Source organism: Promicromonospora sp. NPDC019610, from assembly GCF_044389365.1.
Classification (GTDB): Bacteria; Actinomycetota; Actinomycetes; order Actinomycetales; family Cellulomonadaceae; genus Promicromonospora.
Genome location: NZ_JBIRXX010000001.1, coordinates 322,757 through 339,392, shown reverse-complemented (window position 1 = coordinate 339,392; position 16,636 = coordinate 322,757). Strand labels below are relative to the sequence as shown.

Below are 16,636 nucleotides of genomic sequence, written 5' to 3'. Positions count from 1 at the left end.
TAGGCAACGGGTGAACTTCCGGGCCGATCGGGCGTCCCCGACACGACATATTTCACCCGCTCCTCATTTCGCCCTGCGGAGCGGCGTCGCGGTGCGGCTCCGCCACCTCCAGCGCCGGCAACCCCCTAGAGTGGCGGGCATGGACCAAGAGGAACGCCTGGCAGTCTTCATCGACTACGAGAACCTGGCGCTCGGCGCCCGGGAGCACCTGGGCGGGATGCAGTTCGACTTCGGCCCGATCGCCGACGCGCTCGCCGTGCGTGGCCGGGTGGTCGCGCGCCGGGCGTACGCCGACTGGTCGTACTTCGACGAGGACCGGCGCATGCTGACGCGCCACCAGGTCGAGCTCATCGAGATGACGCAGCGCATGGGGGCCTCCCGCAAGAACGCCGCCGACATCAAGATGGTGGTCGACGCCATCGAGATGGCCTTCGAGCGCGACTACATCTCCACGTTCGTCATGTGCACGGGCGACAGCGACTTCTCGCCGCTCGTCCACAAGCTGCGCGAGCTGAACAAGCGCGTCATCGGCGTGGGCGTCGAGAAGTCGACGTCGCGCCTGCTGCCGGCCGCGTGCGACGAGTTCCTCTTCTACGACCGCCTCGAGGGCGTCGAGGTGCCCGACGAGGACCAGGGCGCCCCGGCCCCGAAGCGCGGCTCGCGCACCCGCAAGACGGGCACGACGGAGCGCGCCGCCGCGCAGAAGGCGCCCGCCGCCTCGCGCCGTGCCAAGGCCGCCGAGGCGGTCGCGGAGGCCGTCGCCGGAACGACGTCGCCCGAGGCCGCGGCCTCGACCGAACCCGAGGCTCCGGCCGAGCCCGAGGCGAAGCCCGCGACGACCCGCCGGCGCAAGAAGGCGGAGCCCGCGCCGGCCCCCGTCGACGTCGCACCCGAGGCCGAGCCGGACGTCGACGTCACCGAGCAGGACGACGCCCCGGCGTCGGACGACGTGCCCATGGAGGTGCGTGTCGCGCAGACCCTCGGCGACCTCCAGTCCTCGACCAGCGGGCCTGTCACGGCGTCCGCCCTGAAGCGGACGCTGCTGCGCAAGGACGCCACGTTCAGCGAGTCGGACTACGGCTTCCGCACGTTCGGCGAGTTCCTGCGGTTCCTCGCGGACCGAGGGTTCGTCGAGCTGGCGCCGGGCCCGTCCGCGGGCGACCCCGAGGTGTCGCTGCCGGAGCAGGGCGACACCGACGCGGCGTTCGCTCTGCTGCGCGACGTGGTGCAGGAGTCGAACGGCTCGGCGGCCCTGTCGGGGCTGAAGAACGCCGTGCGCAAGCGGCGCCCGGACTTCTCCGAGAAGGCGCTCGGCTTCCGCGGGTTCCTCCAGTTCGCGAAGGCGGCGGAGGCGGCGGGCACGGTGTCCCTGGCCTGGGACGACGACGCGGACGACTACCTGGTCACCGCCTGAGCCGGAGGTGCAGCGCAGGGTGGGGGCCGAGGAACGAGGCACCCGCCCGAAGCGGAACCGCAGGCTCGGGCGACAGACAGGCAGAGCCTGAGCCGGAGGTGCAGCGCAGGGTGGGGGCCGAGGAACGAGGCACCCGCCCGGAGCGGAACCGCAGGCTCGGGCGACAGACAGGCAGAGCCTGAGCCGGAGGTGCAGCGCAGGGTGGGGGCCGAGGAACGAGGCACCCGCCCGGAACGGAACCGCAGGCTCAGACGCCAGACAAGCAGAGCCTGAGCCGTACCTAGGCCCCGGCCCGGTCGTCGAGCACGCCCGGCACGGTCTCCAGGCGGCGGCCGAGCTCGTCGCCGTCCCGGCCCGCGACGGTCGGCACACGCTCGGCGGTCGGCCCCGGCCCGTCGCCGGGCGCCGTCGTCGGGCCCGCGTGCGACCCGTTCCCCGTGTACGAACCGTTCCCGACGCGCGGGGCGTTCCCGGCGAGCACCTGCTGCCCGCCGGTGAGCTGCCGGATCGCGACGACCCGCACCCGGTCGGGACGACGGTGCGCGACATCCTCGTAGATCTCGACGTCGTGCTGGCCGTCGTCGCCGATGAGCACCCACCGCACGTGCGGGAACCACGACATGAGCAGGTCGAGGCTGGCGCGCTTGTGGGCCTGCCCGCTGCGGAACCACCCGGTCAGGGTCGGCCCCCAGTCGGTGAGGAGCAGCGGGCCCGGCGGGTAGGCGTGCCGCGAGAGGAACGCGCGCAGGGTGCCCGCGGTGTTCCAGGCGCCGGTCGACAGGTAGAAGAAGGGCGCGTCGGGGTGGGCCTGCTGGAGGGTCCGGTACAGCTCGGGCATGCCCGGCACGGCGCGCCGCGCGCTGGAGTGCCGCACGAACGTGTTCCACGCCGCGAGCAGCGGCCGGGGCACGGCGGTGACCATCGTCGTGTCGTCGATGTCGCTGACCACGCCGGTCCGCGGACGCTCGTCGAGCACCCGGAGCGGGGCCTCGGCCTCGGCCGGTTCCGGCCCGTCGAGGCAGGTCAGCAGGGCCGTGTGCCAGCCGTCGGACAGCGGCGCGTCCGTGGGGTGCTCGACGTCGACGTAGCCGGCCCGGTCGCTCGTCACCTCGGAGGAGCCGTCGCCCACCTGGACCCGCACCCGGCGGTGGGGCGCCGGCACGGTGAGGAAGTGCCGGAACCCGCGCCGCCCGGCCCGGAGGGCGTCGCGGTTCGGGATGCCGGGCCGCCGCGGCGAGAGCACCACGCGCGCGAGCACCCGGACCCGGTCCGGCGTGCCGTACCCGGCGTAGGCCTCCAGGCGGGGACGCCAGCCCGCGCGGACGAGCACCCACCCCGCCGCGGCATAGAGGTGGTCCTCCACGACCGCGGCGAGGTGCGGGCGCTGCGACGGGTGCGGGGTCGGAGTGGCCATCACCCGATTGTTGCCTACTACTGACCGCCCATGCCCGTGGTCGCGACACCCTGGACGATGCGGCGCTGGAACAGCATGAACACCACGAGCAGGGGCAGCGCCGCGATCATCGCGGAGGCCATGTTCTGCGCGTACTGCACGCCGTAGGCGTTCTTCACGGTGGACAGGCCGACGGGCAGCGTCATGAACTGCGGGTCGGTGGTGACGATGAACGGCCACAGGAAGTTGTTCCACGCGCCGATGAACACGAAGATCGCCACGGCCACGAGGATCGACCGCGAGAGCGGCAGCACGATGGTCCAGAACAGCCGCCAGGTGCCGGCCCCGTCGATGCGGGCGGCGTCGAGCAGCTCGCTGGGGATGGCGTCGAAGAACCGCTTGAGGATGAACACCATCACGGGCGCCACGACCTGCGGCAGCACGATGCCCGCGAACGTGTCGACAAGGCCCATGACCTGCATCTGCCGGAACAGCGGCACGATGAGGATCTGGCCGGGCATCATGATCGACGCGATCGTGAGCCACTGGAGCAGTCTCCGGCCCTTGAAGATCGTCTGCGAGAACGCGAAGGCGGCCATCGCGGAGATCAGCACGGTCAGGATCGTGACCAGGCCGGCGACCACGAGGCTGTTCCACATCCAGATCAGCAGGTCGCTGTTGCTGAGCACCTGCTGGTAGGCGTCGAGCGTCCAGCCCATGGTGGGCCACCAGGACGCCGGCAGCGCGGCCTCGGCCTCGTGCTTGAAGCTGGTGACCGCACCCCAGGCCACGGGGAGCAGCCAGAGGGCGGCGAGGACGACGAGTGCGGCCAGGGATGCGACGCGCACCCAGGGCGAGGGCCCGATCGTCAGCTTGGTGAGGGCCCGGTTCTCGGCGCGCTCCAGCTGCGCCTTGGTCCGGCGGTCGGCGACCAGTTCGGCGACGGACACGTCAGGCCTCCTTCCTGGACGGCAGGAGCCGCACCAGCGCGAACACGAGAATCAGGGCGAAGAACACGTACGAGATCGCGGAGGCGTACCCGAGCCGGTAGTTGGTGAAGCCGGTGTCGTAGACGTACTCCAGGATCGGCCGCGTGCTCCCGTTCGGGCCGCCCGCGGTGAGCAGGTAGATCTGGTCGAACACCTTGAGCGACGCAAGGAGCTGCAGCACCACGATGACGCCGGTGATGTTGCGCAGCTGCGGCAGGGTGATGGAGAAGAGCCGGCGCCAGCCGCCCGCGCCGTCGATCGTCGCGGCCTCGTACTGCTGCTGGGGGATCCCCTGCAGGGCGGCCAGGTAGAGCAGGAAGTTGAACCCGACGGTCCACCAGACGGTGACGGCGGCGATGGAGAACATCGCCACGTTCTCGTCGGTGAGCCAGCCCACGGGCTGGAGCCCGAGCGCGGTGAACCACGTGTCGAGCAGGCCGATGTCGGGCTGGAACAGCCAGCTGCTCAGTGCGGACACGACGGCGCTGGTCAGCAGGTAGGGCGCGAAGAACGACATGCGCCACACCCACTGGCCGGGCAGGCCGGTGTGCACGAGGAGCGCCATCACCAGGGCGACGACGACCAGCGGGACGGTGCTGAGCACCGTGAACCAGACGGTGTGCCACAACGTCTGCCAGACCTGGGGGTCGCTGAAGGCCTCGGCGTAGTTGGCGAAGCCGATGAACTCGGAGCCGGTGCCCGTGAGGCTCTGGTTCGTGAAGCTCATCCACAGGCCGTACAGCGTCGGCAGCAGCAGGAACAGACCGGTCGCCACCGCGAACGGCGCGACGAACAGGTAGCCGGACTTGTCCCGTTCACGCAGGGACTTGCCGGTCGCGGCGGTGCGCGTGCCGGTCCGGCCGGAGGGTTTCCGCGAGTCGGGCAGGGCCCGCCCGGGGGGCGCCGTGACGCCGGCGTTCGAGACAGTCATCGTCGTCCTCTCGATCAGGCGGGGTTGGGCTGGGAGAGGAACCGGTCCATCTCGCTCAGCATGCGGGTCACGGCGGTGCGCGCCGGGGCCTTGCCGGCCAGGGTGTCCGTCATGGCGTCGGCCATGCGCGTCTGGAAGTCGCTGCCGCCGCCGGTGAACCAGGCGTCGGGGTCGAAGACGGCGACCTCGGCCGCGGGCGCGTAGTCGCGCTGCGGGGTGAGCTCCTGGTACGCGGGCTCCTGCACGATGGGCTGGTAGGCCGGGATGTGTCCGGCCGAGGCCCAGGTCAGGCCCTCCTTGAGGAGGCCCGCGAGCACCCGGTACGTCGCCTCACGCCTGGCCGGGTCCGGCGTGCCCTGCTTGGGCAGGACGAACGCGTGCGAGTCGGCGTAGTTGGCCGGGGTGTCGAAGATCGCCGGGAACTGCGTGGCCCCGACGTCGGGGTTCGCACCCTGGAACATCGGCAGGTCCCACTCGCCGGCGAACATCAGCCCGGTGCGGTTCGACATGAAGCGTCCGGACGCCGCGTTGCCGTCCTGGTTCTTCGCGGCGACCTTGCCGTCGACCATCGCCTGGAGGAACTCGAAGACCTCGGTGGCGGCCTCCTCGTCGAGCGCCGCGGGGCGGCCCGGCGTGAGCTCGTAGTCGCCGCCGTTCTGCGAGTACAGGCCCCAGAACATGCGCCAGCAGCCGGCAGGGTCGCGCTGGTAGCCCCAGCTCACCCCGGTCTCGCCCGTCACCTCGGCCATGGCCCGGCCGGCCTCCAGGAAGCGGTCGGCGCCGGCGACGGCCGCCAGGTCCAGCTTGCCGTCCGGCCCGGCGAGGCCCGCCTGCTGGACGATGTCGGGGTTGTGGAACGCGATGTACGGGTGCGTGTCCAGCGGGAGGGCGTAGAGCTGGCCCTCGAACTGGGCCTTCTGCCACACCGCCGGGGCGAAGTCGGCCTCGGTGATCCCCAGGTCGGCGAGCGCGTCGAGGTCGAACGGCTCCAGGAGCCCGCCCGGCGCATACCCGGCCAGCCGGGACATGTGCATGACGGCGGCCTCCGGCGGTCGCCCGCCGGACGAGGCCATCGCCAGCTTCGTGTAGTACGGCGGCCCCCAGGCGAGGGTCGTGGTCTCGACGGCGATGTCCGGGTTGGCCGCGGCGACCACGCCCGCCATCTCCTGCATGAGGGCGCCGTCACCGCCGGAGAACAGGTCCCAGACCATCACGGAGGTCTTGCCCGCGCCGGCGGCGCTGGGGGTGGCGCAGCCCGCGAGCGCGCCACCGAGCGCGACCCCGCCGGCCCCGATCAGGGCCGCGCGGAGCAGATCTCGCCTGCTCAGCCCTCCGGAACTACCCACGAGACTGCGGGCTCTCGACGCAGCCAGGGGGCTTCCTTGGCCCGGGATGCCACGTCCTCGTACTACGGTCATCATCGACCTCCAATGGTGCAACGTTGCGCTCCAACGTTGGATCACGATGGACTAGGACGGGCGTCCAGTCAAGAGGGCACAGGGTGGAAGGAAGTGACGGCTTGGCCGAGCAAGCGGGTCGACGGGTAGGGATCAAGGAGGTGGCCGCGGCGGCGGGCGTCTCGTGGAAGACCGTCTCCAACGTCGTCAACGACACGGGTCGGGTGGGGGACGTCACGCGGGCCCGGGTGGAGGCGGTGATCGCCGAGCTGGGCTACCGGCCCAACCTGGCCGGCCGGCAGCTCCGGCGGGGCCGCACCAACACGCTCGCCCTCGCGGTGCCCTGGGTGCACGCGCCGTACTTCTCGGTGCTGGCGCACGAGGTGATCGACGTGGGGAGCGCCCGCGGCTACCGCGTGCTCATCGAGGAGACGAGGTCCTCGCGCGACACCGAGCTGGAGGTGGCGCGCGGCTTCGACGTCCAGGCGATCGACGGCATCATCTTCTCGCCGCTGGAGCTGACCCCGGCCGAGATCGACGAGGTCCGCGGCCCCGTGCCCCTCGTGCTGCTGGGCGAGCGGGCCGACCCGGACCCCACGCGCGAGCGCCGCACGGACCACGTGAGCATCGACAACGTCGACGCCGCGGCGCAGGTCACCCAGCACCTGCTCGACACGGGGCGGCGCCGGCTGGCCTTCCTCGGCGCCGAGCCGCGCGGCGCGGGCCGGACCGGGGCACAGCGCGTGCAGGGCTACTTCGACGCCCACGCGGCGGCCGGGCTGGAGGTCGACGAGCGCTGGGTGCTCCAGTGCCCGCAGTTCTCCCGGCCGTCCGGCGCCGCCACGATCGAGTCGGTGCTGCCCCGGATCGACCAGATCGACGGGATCGTGTGCGCCAACGACGAGCTCGCCCTCGGCGCGCTGCACGCGCTGCGCCTCAACGGCGTGCGGGTGCCCGACGACGTGGCGGTGACCGGCTGGGACAACACCGAGGACGGCCGGTTCTCGAACCCGACACTGACGACCGTGGCGCCGGACCTGCGGGCGATCGCGGAGACCGCGGTGGACCGCATCCTCGCCCAGCTCGAGAAGCCCGGTGTCGAACCGGTCGACGAGGTCGTGCCATACCGGCTGCTGGTCCGCGAGAGCAGCCGCGTCTGACCAGGTGACGGCCCCGGCGCGGGTGGTCCACGGCCCCGGCGCGGGCGGTACGCGGGCCTGTCGGCAACCCGCTGACGGGCCCGCCCGGCGGCGGTCGGCGGGTGCGACGGTTGATACAACGTTGCATTTCTGTCGGAAGACGTGTTGAATCGCCGCGCACCTGTCGTAGACGCAATGGAGCAGCTGATGACTTTCCTCGACCGCTTCTCGCCCGAGGGGGCGCCGACGGCGACCGCCGTCCCGCGCCCCGAGTACCCGCGGCCCCAGATGGTCCGGGACCACTGGCTCAACCTCAACGGATCCTGGCAGTTCGAGATCGACCCGGGCGACTCCGGGCTCGAGCGGGGTCTTGTCGAGCGGCCGCTCCAGGGCGAGATCACCGTGCCCTTCGCCCCGGAGTCCGAGCTCTCCGGGATCGAGAACACCGACTTCCTCGAGGCGGTCTGGTACCGCCGCGAGATCACCGTGCCCGCGGACTGGTCCGCCGTCGGCGACGACCCCCACGTGCTGCTGCACTTCGGGGCCGTGGACCACGACACGACCGTCTGGGTCGACGGCACCGAGGTCGTGCGGCACCGCGGCGGGTTCACCCCGTTCGTGGCCGACCTGCACGGCGTCGCCGCCCCCGGCGACACGGTCACCGTCGTCGTCCGGGCGCGGGACACGCGCCACGGGCCGCAGGCCCGCGGCAAGCAGTCCAACCGGTACGCCAACTTCGAGTGCAACTACACGCGCACCACGGGGATCTGGCAGACGGTATGGCTGGAGCCCGTGCCGGCCGTGCACGTGCGCCGCCCGCGGATCACGCCCGACCTGTCGAGCTCCGCGTTCGACGTCGTCGTGCCGCTGTCCGCGAACCGTCGGGGCCACACGGTCTCCGTCACGGTGACCGACGCCGACGGCGAGGTCGCGAACGCCACCGCGCGCGCCGACCTCGACCTGGCGCCCGCGCTACGCGTCGTCGTCCCGGCGGACCGCGTGCGCACCTGGGGCACGGAGGACCCGCACCTGTACGGGGTGGACATCGAGCTGCGCGACGCCGCCGGCGCCGTCGTGGACACGGTGCGCTCGTACGCGGGCCTGCGGTCGGTCTCGATCGACGGCCAGGCGATCAAGATCAACGGCGAGCACGTCTTCCAGCGACTCGTGCTGGACCAGGGGTACTGGCCGGAGTCGCTCATGACGGCGCCGTCCGACGCCGCGTTGGTGCGCGACATCGAGCTGGGCCTGGCGGCCGGGTTCAACGGCGCCCGCCTGCACCAGAAGGTCTTCGAGGAGCGCTACCTGTTCCACGCGGACCGGCTGGGCTACCTGGTGTGGGGCGAGTTCGGCGACTGGGGCGTCAGCGGCTACGGCACCCCGCAGGACGGCCAGCGGCAGACGACGTCGTTCGTCGCCGAGTGGCTGGAGGCGCTGCAGCGCGACCACAACCACCCGTCGATCATCGGCTGGTGCCCGCTCAACGAGACGCACCAGGACCTGCACGACCGAATCACGCAGCTCGACGACGTGACGCGCGCCATGTGGCTCGCCACCAAGGTGGCGGACCCGTCGCGGCCGGTGCTGGACGCCAGCGGCTACTCGCACCGCGTGCCCGAGACGGACGTCTGGGACTCGCACCTGTACGAGCAGGACCCGGCGAAGTTCTCGGAGCTGGTCGGCGGCCTGGCCGACGGCAAGCCCTACGGCAACGAGCGGGACAACGGCACGCCGATCTCGCAGCCGTACAACGGACAGCCCTACTTCGTCAGCGAGTACGGCGGCATCTGGTGGAACCCGGAGACCGCTGCCAGCGCGTCGGGCAGCTCGCCCGACTCGTGGGGCTACGGCCAGCGCGTCGTGGACGAGGAGGAGTTCCACACCCGGTTCGCCGGGCTGACGGACCCGCTGCTCGACGACCCGCTGATGTTCGGCTACTGCTACACGCAGCTCACGGACGTGTTCCAGGAGGAGAACGGCATCTACCGGTTCGACCGGAGCGTCAAGCTCGACGTCGACCGCGTGCGTGCCGTGCAGGTGCGTCCCGCCGCCTTCGAGAAGGGCGGCGACGAGGCCTCCTGACCTCGCGAGCCGACGTGTCAGACGTACAGGTCACCCGGGTGACCTGTACGCCTGACACGTCTGCCGGACCGTGCACCTTGTAGGTCTCTTTAGTCTTTTTCACCACATAACACCCAGCCCACAGCGGTGCTTGGGGGGTGCACAATAGGCCGGTGACGTACCGGTTCCTCAAGCTCATCCTCTCGATCCTCGTGCTCGTGCTCCTGCGCCCGCGCGTGACTGGGCTGCAGAACATCCCGAAGCGTGGCGCCGTGATCCTCGCGAGCAACCACCTGTCGTTCATCGACTCGCTGCTGATCCCGATCATGGCTCCGCGGCACGTCGCGTTCCTCGCCAAGGCCGAGTACTGGACCGGCAAGGGCATCAAGGGCCGCTTGTCCCGCTGGTTCTTCACCAAGATGGGCGACATCCCGGTGCAGCGGGACGACCCGCGCGCCGGCCAGCGGTCCCTGGAGGACGCCCTCGCGGTGCTGCAGCGCGGCGGTGCGTTCGGCATCTACCCCGAGGGCACCCGTTCCCGGGACGGCAAGCTGCACAAGGGGCACACCGGCGTCGCGTGGCTCGCCCTGACCGGCAAGGCCCCCGTGGTCCCGGTGGCGCTGCTCGGTACGGACAAGGTGAAGCCCATCGGCAAGATGCCGCGGTTCGCCCGGGTCGAGCTGCATTTCGGTACGCCGATCGACCCGTCCCGGCAGATCGCGGCCGGCACGAAGCCCGCACAGGCGCGGCGCGAGCTGACCGAGCAGGTCATGCAGTCGATCCAGGCGATGAGCGGCCAGGAGCGTGCGGACTGAGGCCGGCGTGAGGACGACGTTCGGCCTGGGCGGGCGGGGCTCCTGGCTGGCGATGGTCGCCGGCGTGGTGGCGCTGGGCGCGGTCGAGGTGCTCGTGCTGCACCTCGTCGCGGGCGCGCTGCTCCCCGCGCCCGTGGCACTCGCCGTCGACCTCGTCGTCGGGGTGCTCACGGTCGCCCTGGTGGTTCTCTTCGTCTCACCCCTGTGGGCGCGCCACCGCGTGTCCGACGGCGTGGCCCGGTTCCGGCTGGGCTGGCTGGGCGCGGTCGACGTCGCACCGGGCGACGTCCTCTCCGCGACCGTCCACCGGCCCACCGCGGTCCGCCCCCTGGAGCTCGGTGTCGGGTTCGACGAGGACATCGGCCGGGTCTCGCTGGTGCGTACGACGGCGGCACCCGCCGTCCTGATCGAGCTGTCCCGCCCGGTCGCGGCGCGGGTGCAGGTGCTGCGCGCCGTCCGGGCGACGTCGGTGCTCGTGGGCGTCGCGGAACCGGACGACCTGCTCCGGGCGCTGACCCCCACGCCCGCCTGAGGCACGTGTCAGACGTACAGGTCCCTCGGGGGACCTGTACGTCTGTCACGGCGCTAGAGCCGGGTGATCCGGATCGCGTCGGCCACGACGTACGCCGTGCCCTGGGTCCAGCGGCTGACGGCGACCACGGTGCGGGTGCCCGCCGTCATCGCGTAGGTGCCGAGCGAGAGCCACGCCCCGCCCGCCGCGGACTGGTCCACGCGGATCGTCGACGAGCCCGTACCGGTGTAGACGATGAACGGCGTCGACGTGTTGTAGCCGGCGATCCCCGGGAACCACGCCTCCACCCGGTACGAGCCGCTCGACGGGATCGTGGCCGTGTACGTCGCCAGGTCGCTGACCTCGGCCGGCGTGGCGTAGCGGTAGTCGGCGCCGTACCGCTCGGCCGAGAAGGACGACGTCAGCCACGAGGAGCCGGCGGAGAAGCCCGCCGAGGTGTTGTCGACGATCACCGACCAGCTCGTGCCCGCCAGTGCCGCCGCGACCTCGGACCGCAGCTGCGGCAGCATCGAGTACAGGACGTCGCCCGGGCAGGCCGTCGCCGTGTAGTCCCGGTGCCCGTAGATCTGGGTGGGCGCGATGCCGTACTGGTCGCAGATGTAGGCGCACAGCTCGACCAGCCGGCTCCAGAGCTGCGCGGGCGGCGTGGCGCTCGTGTAGGTGCCCTGGTTCTCGATACCGATCGCCTGGCTGTTCTGCCCGGGGGCGTGCGCGCCCACGACCGTGCCGCTGCCGTTCTGCAGCCGCGACAACGAGCCGTGGCGGCCCTCCATGACGTACCCGCCGCGGCTCACCGTGAGGTGCTGCCCGGTGTCCACCCAGCCGTTGGCGAAGTGCCACTGCTGGATGTCGCGGGCGATCTGGTACCCGGCGGCCTGCGAGTAGTCGGTGACGTTGGCCGACGCGGTGTGATGGATCAGGATCTTGTTCGGGTTGGCCGAGACGGTGTCGATGGTCCCGCGAGCCGCCGCGGCGCCCCAGGTGGCGCAGCTCGCGATGGCCGGCGCGGCCACCTCGACCCCGGCCACGGCGCCGGGCGGCGCGTCCGCGGGCGCCTCGGGGTCGGGGGCCAGGGACGGCGGGGCGTCGGGGCGGCGCCGGGCGCGTTCCCGGCAGGCGCGCTCCCGGCCGGAGTGGGCGCGGCGACGGCGGGCGCGGCGATCGTCGCGCCCGCGGCACCGATGCCGAGGACGACGGCGCCGCGCAGGAGGTCACGCCGCCCGAACGCGGCGTGGCTGTCGGGGCTGCAGTCGGTGGAGCTGTGGTCGTGTTCGTGCACGGTGGGGCCTCCACGGTTCGGTCGCGCTGTGACGTGCCGATTTTCATCCGTAGTATCGGCCGCCACCCTGCCCACCGGGTACATCACATCCGCCCCATCCCAGACCCAAGATGCCCCACCCCGACCCGTTGAGTGCTGGCTATTTGTTGGTTTCGGGCGCGAAAAGCAACAAATAGCCAGCACTCAACGAAGGGGGAGGGGTTAGGCGGCGGCGCGGCCCGTCAGGCCGACGCGGTCCAGGAGGTCCAGGGCCGGGCGGTGCTTGTTGAACGTGTACACGTGCACGCCGGGCGCGCCGGCGTCGAGCACCTCGCGCGCGAGCGCCGCGGAGTACTCGATGCCGTGCGCGTGCTGGGCCTCGGCGTCGACGGCGCCGTCGGGTGCGGTGAGCCGGTCGAGGTCGCGCAGGAGGTCGGCGGGCGCCGCCACCCCGGTGAGCTCCTCGACGCGGCGCAGCCGGCGCGCCTCCGTCGTCGGCAGGATGCCGGCCAGGATCGGGATGGTCACGCCCGCGGTGCGGGCCGCCTCGACGAACCCGGTGTACGAGTCCGCGCGGTAGAAGAACTGGGTGATCGCGAAGCTCGCGCCCGCCTCCTGCTTCTCCAGCAGCCGGCGCACCTCCTGCTCGCGCGTGGTGCCGGCCCCGGGGTTGCCGTCCGGGAACGTCGCGACGGCGATGGCCAGCGGCCGGGCGGCCGAGCGCAGCGCGGTGCTGACGTCGGCGGCGCACCGCCGCTCCTCCACCTGCCGCAGCAGCCGCACGAGGTCCACGCTGGAGCGCACGCCGTCGGACGGCGGGCGCCAGTCCGGCTCGTCGCGCGGCGGGTCGCCGCGCAGGGCGAGGAAGGACCGCACCCCGGCCTCGAGGAACTCCTCGATCACCGCGGACACGTCCTCGCGGGACGCGCCCACACAGGTCAGGTGGGCCACCGGCAGCACGGGCGTACCGCGCAGCAGCGTGGCGAGCACCTCGCGCGCGGTCGCCCGGTCGCCGCCGGCCGCCCCGTACGTCACCGAGACGAAGTCCGGGCGGGCCGCCACGAGCCGCTGCGCCGTCTCCCAGAAGTTGGGCGCGGCGTCGGGCCGACGCGGGGGCATCAACTCGAACGACACCGTGGGGCGGTGCGGGTGTACCTCGGCGACCATGGCTGCTCCATCGAACCTGGCGTGAGCACCTTGCGTCCCTCGTGCCGCGGCGACGCGGCGGAAGGTCGGCAGGTTGCTGCGGTGTCAGGGAGCCAGGACTCTCGACCGCTCTGGATGGGGTTCGCCACCATGCTAAGCGACCGTCCAGCACTGGGACAGAATTCGTCCGGGGGTCGAGACGGCCCGGTCCACGGTGTGTGGACCGGGCCCGCCGGCTACTTCACCGACCCGGCCACCAGGCCGCCCACCAGGCGCTTCTCGATGATCATGAACAGGATCACCACAGGCACGATCGCCACGACGGACACCCCGAACACGTACTGCCAGGACGTCTCGTACTGGCCCACGAACTTGGTGAGCGCCACGGAGAGCGGCTGGTTGCCCGCCGTCGTCAGCAGCACCAGCGAGGCCGCGAACTCGTTCCAGGAGGCGACGAACGTGAACACGACCGCCGTCACGATGCCCGGCCAGACGAGCGGCAGGTTGATCTTCGTCAGGACGGCGAACGTGCCGGCGCCGTCGAGCTGCGCCGCCTCGTCGACCTCCTTCGGGATGCCCGCGAAGAAGCTGTGCATGATCCAGACCGCGAACGACAGGTTGAACGCGGCGTTGACCAGGATCATCGCGACCCACGTGTCGAGGATGCCGATGGCGATGAACTGCCGGAACAGGCCCGACGTCAGCACGGCGGGCTGCACCATCTGGGTCACGATCACGAGGAACAGGAAGAAGAGCCGGCCCGTGAACCGGAACCGCGCCGTGTAGTAGGCGGCGGGCAGCGCCACGGCCAGCACGAGCAGCGTGGCGCACAACGAGATCACCAGGGTGGAGATCAGGTTCTGCGCCAGCGGCGTCTCGGGCGTGGACCACATGGTGACGTAGTTGTCCCAGTGCCACTCCGTGGGGAAGTAGGTGGGGTCGACCGACCTGATCTCGGCCTTGGTCTTCACGGAGCCGAAGAACATGATCAGGTACGGCAGCAGGAAGACCACCAGCACCACGAGCCCGGCGAGCAGCCGGAGCAGCAGCGACCCGAGCGGCACCTGATCCGTCGTGTACTTCCGCACCCGCCGCCGGTTGTCCGACGGCGGCCGGGCCGCGTCGCGCGCGGTGGTCCCCGGGTCGGTGATCGCGGTCATCAGACCTCCTCCAGGGGGCGGACGACCCGCACGTAGACGGCGACGATGGCGATGACCACCAGGAACGCGATGACGGACAACGCGCTGGCCAGGTCGATCTGCCGCTGGTTCTGCATGTACTTGAAGATCATCGTCATGACGGTGTCGGCGTCGTAGCCGGGGATGGACCCCGTCATGACGCGCAGGATCGGCAGCGAGTTGAACACGTTGATGATGTTGATCAGCACCGCCACCGAGATGGCACCCCGCAGCTGCGGCAGCACCACGCTGAAGTAGGTGCGCGCCCCGCTGGCGCCGTCGATCCGCGCGGCCTCCACGGTCTCGCCGGGCACCGTCTGGAGCCCGGCGAGCACCGTGTAGGTGGTGAACGGCAGCGACACGAACACGGCGACCGCCATGGCCCACGCGAACGCGGTGCCGGGGTGTCGGGTCCAGCCGTAGCCCTCCGGCGTGCTGATCAGGCCGACGTCCACCAGGAACGAGTTGATGATGCCGAAGTACGGCTCCAGGCCGTAGTGCACCACCAGCGTCGTCATGACGACGCTGGAGGCCCACGGCACGATGACGGCCATCCGCACCAGCCGGCGGCCGGGGAACGCCTTGTTCAGCAGTGCCGCGAGCGCCAGCGACCCGATGAGGGTGCAGGCGACGACGACGACCACCCACACGACCGTGCGGCCGAGGATCGGCCAGAAGTACTGGAAGCCGATGACCGTCGCGAAGTTCGCGAGGCCCACTCCCCCGTCGTCCAGGCCGCTCTGGCTGATGTCGCGTGTCGAGTTCCAGAACATCAGGCCGACCGGGAACAGGACCACGGCCGCAATGAGTGCGACCGCGGGCCCGATCCACGGCAGGGCCTTCATCAGGTCCTTCACCAAGTTCCCCGTGCTTTCGGTTCGGCGTTGCGTGTGGTCAGCCGTGCCGGGCACGGCGGTCGGTGGGGCGTCAGCCCGCGTCGACCTGTGCCTGGATCTCGGTCAGGACGTCCTGGGCCGACTTCTTCCCGTCGAGCTGGCCGAAGAGCGCCTTGAACGCGGAGTCCGCGGCCTGCCAGTCGGGGTTGGTGCTCGGGTAGAACTGCGCGTCGGGCAGCACCTCGAGGAACGGCGCGAGCGCCTCCTCGCCGGCGAGCTGCTCGGAGCCCGAGAGGGTGGTGGGCAGGAAGCCCTCGGCCTGGACCCACGGCACGTAGACGTCGGCGGAGTAGAAGTAGTCGAAGAACGCGGTGATGGCCTCCTGCTTGTCGCCGTCGTTCTGGAACGCCATGAGGTGGTCCGCCACACCCAGCGTGAACGGCGAGCCGTCCTCGGTGGGGATGGGGTGGATGGAGTACTCCAGGTCCGGGTTGTCGGACTCGATCTGCCCGACGCTCGGCGGCAGACCGATCTGCATGCCGATCTTGCCCTGGACGAAGATGTCGAACAGCGGGCTGCGGTCCGTCGCGCCGGCGTCGGCCTGCGTGGCGCCCTCGTCGATCATCTTCTTGGCGAACTCGGCACCCGGGAGGTTCTCGGGGGTGTCGATCGTGATGGCCTCGGCGTCGCCGAAGGTGCCGCCGCCGCCCCACAGCCACACCGCCGCCTCGGCCTGTGCCTCCTCCGAACCGAGCGGCATGCCGTAGCCGGCCACGCCGCCGCCGAGCTCCGAGACCTTCTTGGCGGACTCGAGCAGCTCGTCCCAGGTGGTGGGGACCTCGGCGCCGGCCTCCTCCAGGAGCGCGTCGTTGACGAACAGCGCGCGGGCGGAGGCGATGAACGGGAGGCCGTAGGTGGTGCCGTCGACCTGGGCGTTCTCCAGGAACGTGGGCTGGAAGTCGGCGTAGGTCTCCTCGGAGGTGACCTCCTCGACCGGGTACAGCAGCTCGTCCGCGGCGAAGCCGGCGAAGGGGCCGCCGTTGTAGATGTCGGGTGCGTCGCCGCCCTGGATCTTGGTGGCGATGACGGACTCGAGGTTGTCCCAGGACTCGACCTGCAGCTTGACGTCGATGTCGGGGTTGGCCTCCTCGAACCCGGCGATCACGTCGTCCCAGTTTCCCTGGGTGGCGTCGGAGTAGCTGGGCACGAGCAGGTCGAGAGTCGTCCCGTCGCCGGTCGCCTCCCCGCTGGACCCGCCGAACCCGCAGGCCGTCAGTCCGGTCGTAGCGGCGAGCGTGATCGCCATGATCCCGCCAAGCCTCTTGTACTGCGCCATTGCCGTCCCTCTCCTTCGTGGTGGTGCAGGTCACGTTTTCACTCGGGTCGGAATCTGTCAATGGTTCTAACAAACCTGTGACACACGGGTGACACAGCGTTTCCAGACCTGCCCCTGGGGCAACCGAGGGGCAGCAAGAAGGGCCGCAGCGTGCGGCTGCGGCCCTTCTCCTGGCGGTCTTTCGAGCCGACGCGGGACCTCCCGCCGTCGG

General features: G+C 71.3%; 14 protein-coding genes and 1 riboswitch. Of the genes, 5 read left to right on the top strand and 9 right to left on the bottom strand.

The window, feature by feature from the left end:
• Window positions 1–139: 139 nt before the first annotated feature.
• Window positions 140–1,414: an NYN domain-containing protein gene (locus ACH45N_RS01470; protein ID WP_397390463.1), complete on the top strand. Its 1,275-nt coding sequence runs from the start codon at window positions 140–142 to the stop codon at window positions 1,412–1,414.
• A 280-nt stretch (window positions 1,415–1,694) separates the two neighbouring features.
• Here the strand turns inward: ACH45N_RS01470 and ACH45N_RS01465 are convergent, their stop codons facing one another.
• Genes ACH45N_RS01465 through ACH45N_RS01450 form a run of 4 tightly spaced genes read right to left on the bottom strand, consistent with a single transcriptional unit; the run spans window position 1,695 to window position 6,073 of the window.
• A complete protein-coding gene (locus tag ACH45N_RS01465) occupies window positions 1,695–2,828 on the bottom strand; it encodes an App1 family protein (protein ID WP_397390461.1) in 1,134 nt (377 codons plus the stop codon).
• Window positions 2,829–2,845: 17 nt separating this feature from the next.
• On the bottom strand, window positions 2,846–3,757 hold the full coding sequence (locus ACH45N_RS01460; protein ID WP_397390459.1) for a carbohydrate ABC transporter permease: 912 nt from the start codon (window positions 3,755–3,757) through the stop codon (window positions 2,846–2,848).
• A gap of 1 nt (window position 3,758) precedes the next feature.
• The gene (locus tag ACH45N_RS01455) at window positions 3,759–4,727 is read right to left on the bottom strand and encodes a carbohydrate ABC transporter permease (RefSeq protein WP_397390457.1); all 969 of its coding nucleotides are present in this window, start codon (window positions 4,725–4,727) and stop codon (window positions 3,759–3,761) included.
• Between the two features lie 14 nt (window positions 4,728–4,741).
• Complete coding sequence (locus ACH45N_RS01450) at window positions 4,742–6,073, bottom strand: extracellular solute-binding protein (protein WP_397390455.1); 1,332 nt, start codon at window positions 6,071–6,073, stop codon at window positions 4,742–4,744.
• A 173-nt stretch (window positions 6,074–6,246) separates the two neighbouring features.
• Between ACH45N_RS01450 and ACH45N_RS01445 the strand changes: the two genes are divergently transcribed.
• From ACH45N_RS01445 to ACH45N_RS01430, 4 genes are all read left to right on the top strand, one after another.
• A complete protein-coding gene (locus ACH45N_RS01445; RefSeq protein WP_397390453.1) occupies window positions 6,247–7,284 on the top strand; it encodes a LacI family DNA-binding transcriptional regulator in 1,038 nt (345 codons plus the stop codon).
• Between the two features lie 186 nt (window positions 7,285–7,470).
• Complete coding sequence (locus ACH45N_RS01440) at window positions 7,471–9,345, top strand: glycoside hydrolase family 2 protein (protein WP_397390451.1); 1,875 nt, start codon at window positions 7,471–7,473, stop codon at window positions 9,343–9,345.
• A gap of 152 nt (window positions 9,346–9,497) precedes the next feature.
• On the top strand, window positions 9,498–10,139 hold the full coding sequence (locus ACH45N_RS01435; RefSeq protein WP_036958689.1) for a 1-acyl-sn-glycerol-3-phosphate acyltransferase: 642 nt from the start codon (window positions 9,498–9,500) through the stop codon (window positions 10,137–10,139).
• A gap of 7 nt (window positions 10,140–10,146) precedes the next feature.
• Window positions 10,147–10,671 (top strand): hypothetical protein, encoded by a 525-nt coding sequence (locus tag ACH45N_RS01430; RefSeq protein ID WP_397390449.1) that lies wholly within the window; start codon window positions 10,147–10,149, stop codon window positions 10,669–10,671.
• A gap of 53 nt (window positions 10,672–10,724) precedes the next feature.
• On the opposite strand, the gene ACH45N_RS01425 is transcribed toward ACH45N_RS01430, so the two are convergent.
• From ACH45N_RS01425 to ACH45N_RS01405, 5 genes are all read right to left on the bottom strand, one after another.
• On the bottom strand, window positions 10,725–11,699 hold the full coding sequence (locus tag ACH45N_RS01425; protein WP_397390447.1) for an N-acetylmuramoyl-L-alanine amidase: 975 nt from the start codon (window positions 11,697–11,699) through the stop codon (window positions 10,725–10,727).
• Window positions 11,700–12,151: 452 nt separating this feature from the next.
• Window positions 12,152–13,096 carry a methylenetetrahydrofolate reductase gene (locus tag ACH45N_RS01420; RefSeq protein WP_397390445.1) on the bottom strand — a complete coding sequence of 315 codons (945 nt, stop codon included), beginning with the start codon at window positions 13,094–13,096 and terminating at the stop codon, window positions 12,152–12,154.
• Window positions 13,097–13,100: 4 nt separating this feature from the next.
• Window positions 13,101–13,217: riboswitch (SAM riboswitch) on the bottom strand.
• Between the two features lie 94 nt (window positions 13,218–13,311).
• Window positions 13,312–14,235 (bottom strand): carbohydrate ABC transporter permease, encoded by a 924-nt coding sequence (locus ACH45N_RS01415; RefSeq protein ID WP_397390443.1) that lies wholly within the window; start codon window positions 14,233–14,235, stop codon window positions 13,312–13,314.
• Window positions 14,235–15,110, bottom strand: coding sequence for a carbohydrate ABC transporter permease (locus ACH45N_RS01410; RefSeq protein WP_397390441.1), 876 nt, complete (start codon window positions 15,108–15,110; stop codon window positions 14,235–14,237). Before ACH45N_RS01410 ends, ACH45N_RS01415 begins: the two co-directional genes overlap by 1 nt.
• A 70-nt stretch (window positions 15,111–15,180) precedes the next feature.
• Window positions 15,181–16,425, bottom strand: a complete 1,245-nt coding sequence (locus tag ACH45N_RS01405; RefSeq protein ID WP_397390439.1) for an extracellular solute-binding protein — start codon at window positions 16,423–16,425, stop codon at window positions 15,181–15,183.
• Window positions 16,426–16,636 lie beyond the last annotated feature (211 nt).

What these genes read in the sequence shown, in the direction of transcription:
- ACH45N_RS01470 (WP_397390463.1), top strand. Translation starts at nt 140, where the DNA reads ATGGACCAAGAGGAACGCCTGGCAGTCTTCATCGACTACGAGAACCTG.
- ACH45N_RS01465 (WP_397390461.1), bottom strand. Translation starts at nt 2,828, where the DNA reads ATGGCCACTCCGACCCCGCACCCGTCGCAGCGCCCGCACCTCGCCGCG.
- ACH45N_RS01455 (WP_397390457.1), bottom strand. Translation starts at nt 4,727, where the DNA reads ATGACTGTCTCGAACGCCGGCGTCACGGCGCCCCCCGGGCGGGCCCTG.
- ACH45N_RS01440 (WP_397390451.1), top strand. Translation starts at nt 7,471, where the DNA reads ATGACTTTCCTCGACCGCTTCTCGCCCGAGGGGGCGCCGACGGCGACC.
- ACH45N_RS01420 (WP_397390445.1), bottom strand. Translation starts at nt 13,096, where the DNA reads ATGGTCGCCGAGGTACACCCGCACCGCCCCACGGTGTCGTTCGAGTTG.
- ACH45N_RS01415 (WP_397390443.1), bottom strand. Translation starts at nt 14,235, where the DNA reads ATGACCGCGATCACCGACCCGGGGACCACCGCGCGCGACGCGGCCCGG.
- ACH45N_RS01405 (WP_397390439.1), bottom strand. Translation starts at nt 16,425, where the DNA reads ATGGCGCAGTACAAGAGGCTTGGCGGGATCATGGCGATCACGCTCGCC.